4 protein-coding genes are annotated in these 5,320 nt (G+C 71.6%); 1 reads left to right on the top strand and 3 read right to left on the bottom strand.

From position 1 onward, the window contains the following. The 3 genes from CCN51_RS36385 to CCN51_RS36375 form a co-directional block, all read right to left on the bottom strand. The coding region (locus CCN51_RS36385; protein ID WP_086860569.1) for a glycosyltransferase at window positions 1-1,864 on the bottom strand (1,864 nt) is incomplete at its 3' end. Window positions 1,865-1,935: 71 nt separating this feature from the next. Beyond that, a complete protein-coding gene (locus tag CCN51_RS36380) occupies window positions 1,936-2,628 on the bottom strand; it encodes a GntR family transcriptional regulator (protein WP_014178274.1) in 693 nt (230 codons plus the stop codon). A gap of 189 nt (window positions 2,629-2,817) precedes the next feature. Further along, complete coding sequence (locus CCN51_RS36375; RefSeq protein ID WP_043491002.1) at window positions 2,818-4,212, bottom strand: aspartate aminotransferase family protein; 1,395 nt, start codon at window positions 4,210-4,212, stop codon at window positions 2,818-2,820. 229 nt (window positions 4,213-4,441) lie between these two features. Between CCN51_RS36375 and CCN51_RS36370 the strand changes: the two genes are divergently transcribed. Continuing rightward, window positions 4,442-5,320: serine/threonine-protein kinase (locus tag CCN51_RS36370; RefSeq protein WP_143675995.1), on the top strand; the 879-nt coding region annotated here is incomplete at its 3' end.

The following is a 5,320-nucleotide window of genomic DNA, read 5'->3' as shown; positions in this document are numbered from 1 at the left end:
GCACGATCCCCGTCCAGGGCACGGGGATCGTGCGCCCGAGGGAGAGCACGGATGCCGCGAAGGCCACCCACCCGAGCGCCCGCACCCGCGGATCCCGCCACAGCCACACCACCACGGCGGCGGTCAGGGCGAGCAGCGGCCAGCCGAAGAAGGCGTTCTGCTCGGTGCGGTTGATCGCCAGTGCGTCGGCGGTGGCCTCGTGCCCGGCCAGTGAGCGGCCCGCGAACTCCCAGAACGCGCGCGGTGAGTTGCCGACCGGGCCGTGCAGCACGCTGTGGTAGCTCTGGTCGCCGAAGAACTGCCACAGCAGCGGATACGCGAGCAGCGGTACGCACACCGCGGCGGCGAAGGCCAGCCCCCGGACCAGTGGGCGCACCGCCGCGCGCGCCTGCGCCGGGCGTACGGCCGTGTAGCCGGCCGCGAAGAGGACGAGGCCCACGGCGGCGAGCAGCAGCGCCTCCTCGCCGAGGAAGACCTGGTAGGTGAGGAGGAGGCCGAGGACGACCCCGTCGCGTCTGACGCGGACGCCCTCGCACAGCCGCAGCAGCCGGTCGATGATCAGCGGCATCATGAACAGCACCGCGAAGTTGGGGTGCGCGGTGGCGTGGGAGATCATCGGCGGGGCGAAGGCGCACAGGGCGCCGCCGAGCGCGGCGGCCCGGCGCGCGCGTACGAACCGCTTGCGCAGCAGCCAGTACCAGGCGCCCGCGGTCCCGGCCAGCCCGCAGGTCAGCACCAGCGCCCAGGTCGCCCCCGGGCCGAAGAGCGCGGTGACGGGCGCGAGCGGGACACCGAGGCCGAGCATGGCGGTGTTGGCCATCAGGTTGACCCCGAGCGGGGTGTTCTGCAGCTCGGTGAAGAACGGGTCGCCGAGCCCGGACCCCCCGAAGATCTTGTCGGCGGTGACCGCGAAGAACCACTCCCACTGGTTCTGGTCCTGTCCGCTGTCGATGAGATAGCGGTGGCCGACGTCCGCCCACAGCCCCTTGTAGAGCAGCACCGACAGCAGCAGATAGCCGAGGAGCACGGCCGTATCGCCCGCGCGCAGCCGCTCCCGTACGCCCCGCCGCCACAGGCGCAGCAGCTCCAGCAGCACCCGCCCGTAGTCCAGCGGGCGGATCTTGGAGCCCGCCTGGTGCGCCCAGCGCACCGGCACCTCGGCGACCGGCCAGTCCGCACGGCGGAAGGCGCGCAGGATCTCCACGTCGATGCCCCATCCGTCCAGCCGCGACCGTCCGAAGGCCGCCCGCGCCCGGTCGCCGTCGAAGAGCTTGAAGCCGCACTGGGTGTCGCCGACGCCGGGCAGGACGACCGCGCGTATCACGCGGTTTCCCGCGCGGCCCGCCAGCCGCCGCAGCGGGTGCTGGTCGACCTCGATCAGCGCGTCGGGGTGCGCGCGGGAGCCGATCGCGGCGGCGAAGCCCGCGTCGAGCCGGTCGTGCAGCGCCGGCAACTCCTCAATGGGGGTGGCGAGGTCGGCGTCGGTCACCAGCACCCGGCGCCCGCGCGAGGCGAGTACGCCCAGGCGCAGCGCATGGCCCTTGCCATGGTTGCGTGCGTACCCGGCGGAGGTCGGGGGCGGGGCCAGCAGCCGGATGCGCGGCTCGGCCTCGGCCGCGTCGCGGACGACGGCCGCGGTGGCGTCGCTCGACCCGTCGTCGACGACGATCAGCTCCCACTCGGCGTGGCGGCCGGGCGAGGAGCGCAGATAGCGGCAGATCGCGTCGAGGGTCCGGGGCAGCCGGTGCTCCTCGTTGTACGCGGGCACGACAACAGTCAGATCGACGGTGTCGATGCCGGTGTCGATGCCGGTGCCGGTCGCGGGCCGAAGGGCCAGGGAGCGGGCGGGCGGAGTGTGCAGCACATGAGAGTGACCGCCCTGGACCCCCGACAGGTTGTGTGTTCTGCGTCACATCGCCGCGCGGATGGGGCGGTTCAGCCCTTCTCGTCCCCGCTGACCAGGCGCTCGATCAGGGCGACGGAGTGCGCGTTGTACGCGGTTATCAGCCGCTCGGAGACCTCGGCGTCGCCGCGGGTGACAGCCGCGGTGAGCTCGCAGTGCCCGGCCCACAGCCGCCCGCGCAGATCCGGTACGCGCCGCAGATACGGCACGGTGAAGACCCAGGACTGCACCCGCAGCCGCTGCAGGAAGTCGAGGATGTACGGGTTGCCGACGAGCCCGCACAGCTCACGCCAGAAGCGCAGGTCGTAGCCGATCAGTATGTCGAGGTCGCCGGAGCGCGCGGCGCGCTCGGCCTCCTCCGCCCGGCGCCGCACCGAGGCCAGGGCCTGCGGGGTCATGGTGCGCAGGGTCTCCTCGACGGAGTGCCGGAAAAGCCCCTCGACCACCATGTTGCGGGCGTTGATCATGTGCCGGAAGTCCTCGAACGTGAACTCGTGGACCCTGAAGCCACGGTGTTCCTCGACGTCCAGCAGCCCCTGCGCGCACAGATCGAGCAGCGCCTCGCGGACGGGGGTGGCGGAGACTCCGTACTGGTCCGCCATCTCCTTGACCGTGAACTGCCGTCCGGCCGGAAGCCGGCCCGCGAGCACCTCGTCACACAGCGCATCGGCGATCTGCTGCCGCAGCGTACTGCGCTTCACCGGGCTGGTGCCGGGCACGGGCATCGAGGACCGTCTCCTTCCGCGGCCGTCGTGTCGTACGGATGCGGACGGCCCACGCATCACGATATGCGAGGGCGTTGCGCGAAGTACGCGAAGAGTGCGCGGGTGAAGCGGTCTACACCGATATTTGATCTCCATCTGAGCCTACGGGCACGGCGATACGGGTTCGCGACGGCGTCGTACGGGGTGCCGTCAGGCGGTGGTGGTGTGGGCGTCGGCCGCGGACAGGGCCTCGTCCAGGATCGCCAGACCCTCCTTGGCCTCGGCCTCGGTGATGGTGCACGGCGGGACCACATGCGTGCGGTTCATGTTCACAAACGGCCACAGACCGCCGCGCTTGCAGGCCGCCGCGAAGTCGGCCATGGGCTGATTGGCCGGGCCGCTCGCGTTGTACGGGACCAGGGGCTCGCGGGTGGCCTTGTCCTTGACGAGTTCGACCGCCCAGAACACGCCCAGACCGCGGACCTCGCCCACACAGGCGTGGCGCTCGGCGATCTCACGCAGCCCAGGGCCGATGATCTCCGCCCCGATCGCGGCGGCGTTCGCCACGATGCCCTCCTCCGCCATCGCGTTGATCGTGGCGACGGCGGAGGCGCAGGCCAGCGGGTGGCCGGAGTAGGTGAGGCCGCCGGGGTAGGGCCGCTGGTCGAAGTCGGCGGCGATGGCGGCGCTGATCGCGACCCCGCCGAGCGGGACATAGCCGGAGTTGACGCCCTTGGCGAAGGTCAGCAGGTCCGGGGTGACGCCGAAGTGGTCGGCGGCGAACCAGTGGCCGGTGCGGCCGAAGCCCGCCATGACCTCGTCGAGGATGAAGACGATGCCGTAGCGGTCGCAGATCTCACGGACCCCGGCGAGATAGCCGGGCGGCGGCACCATGATCCCCGCGGTGCCGGGGACGGTCTCCAGGATGATCGCGGCGATGGACTGCGGGCCCTCGAAGGCGATGGTCTCCGCCAGGTGCGCGAGGGCGCGCTCGCACTCCTGCCGCTCGTCGGTGGCGTGGAAGGGCGAGCGGTAGAGGAACGGGCCCCAGAAGTGGACGACGCCGGCCGAGGCGGTGTCCGAGGCCCAGCGGCGCGGATCGCCGGTCAGGTTGATCGCGGCGGCGGTGGCGCCGTGGTACGAGCGATAGGTGGAGAGCACCTTGGTGCGGCCGGTGTGCAGCCGGGCCATGCGGACGGCGTGCTCGACGGCCTCGGCGCCGCCGTTGGTGAAGAAGATCTTGTCCAGGTCGCCGGGCGTGCGCTCGGCGACCAGCCGCGCCGCCTCGGACCGCACGTCCACGGCGAAGCCCGGCGCGAAGGTGCACAGCCTGGCGGCCTGTTCCTGGATGGCGGCGACGACCTTGGGGTGCTGATGGCCGATGTTGGTGTTGACCAGCTGACTGGAGAAGTCGAGGTAGCGGTTTCCGTCGTAGTCCCAGAAGTACGAGCCCTCGGCGCCCGCGACGGCCAGGGGGTCGATAAGCCCCTGGGCCGACCACGAGTGGAAGACATGCGCCCGGTCCGCCGCCTTGACGGCGGCACCGGTGGCGGGGTCGGGCGTGGGGCCGGGGGTCGGGGCGGAGTGCGCGGGCTGTGCGGCCACGTTCGGTACCTCGGATCGCTCGGGATCGGCTCGCGGGTCTGTCGGGCCCAGGGTACGGATCGGCGGCCCGAGCGCGGCACGGAGAATCGACACGGCCAGATACGGAACCGATAACGGATCCCCTGCGTCGTCCACTTCGCTCTCAGCCCCCTTTATTCTCTGGCCAGAGGCTGATCGCAGGGGCTGATCACAGGGGCTGATCAGGGGAACAGGGGAAGGACAGCGACGCATGGAAGACCTGGGGCCCGAGGACCCTCGTTGGATCGGCGAGTACCGGTTGATCCGCCGGCTGGGCGCGGGCGGTATGGGACGGGTGTTCCTCGCCCATTCACCGCGCGGCCGCACAGTCGCGGTCAAACTCGTACAGACCGAACTCGCGCAACAGGCGGAATTCCGGCGTCGTTTCAAGCAGGAAGTGCGGGCCGCGCAGCGGGTCGGGGGTGAGTGGACCGCGCCCGTACTCGACGCGGACACCGAAGCCGCCACCCCCTGGGTCGCCACGGGCTATATCGCCGGGCCGTCCCTGCACTCGATCGTGTCCGAATCGGGTGCCCTGCCCGAGCGGTCGGTGCGCATCCTGGGCCACGGACTGACCAAGGCGCTGCAGGCCATCCACGGCGTCAACCTGATCCACCGTGACCTCAAACCCTCCAACGTCCTGATCACGATCGACGGGCCCCGCGTCATCGACTTCGGCATCGCGCGCGCCCTGGAGACCGTCACCGACGGCATCCTCACCCGCAGCGGCGCCGTGGTCGGCTCGCCGGGCTTCATGTCCCCCGAGCAGGTGCGCGGCGAGCGGGTCACCCCGGCCAGCGATATCTTCTGCCTCGGGTCGGTGCTGGCGTTCGCGGCCATCGGCCGCCAGCCGTTCGGCACCAGCGACAGCGGGGTGCACGCGGTGATGTACCGGATCGCCCAGGAGGAGCCCGACCTGAACGGGCTGCCCGAGGGGCTGCGGGACCTCGTCACCGACTGCCTGAACAAGGACCCGGCCGCCCGGCCGACCCTGGAGCAGCTGCTGGCCCGTACGGCCGGACCCGAGAACGCAGACGGCGCCGACGACGCCGACGAGCCCTGGCTGCCGGGCAGCCAGGGCTCGTCGGCG

The sequence above is a fragment of the Streptomyces milbemycinicus genome (assembly GCF_002154605.1).
Taxonomy (GTDB): domain Bacteria; phylum Actinomycetota; class Actinomycetes; order Streptomycetales; family Streptomycetaceae; genus Streptomyces; species Streptomyces milbemycinicus.
This window is presented reverse-complemented; position numbering and strand designations above follow the sequence as displayed.

Coding starts and splice junctions, on each gene's coding strand:
- CCN51_RS36380 (WP_014178274.1), bottom strand. CDS start 2,628: ATGCCCGTGCCCGGCACCAGCCCGGTGAAGCGCAGTACGCTGCGGCAG.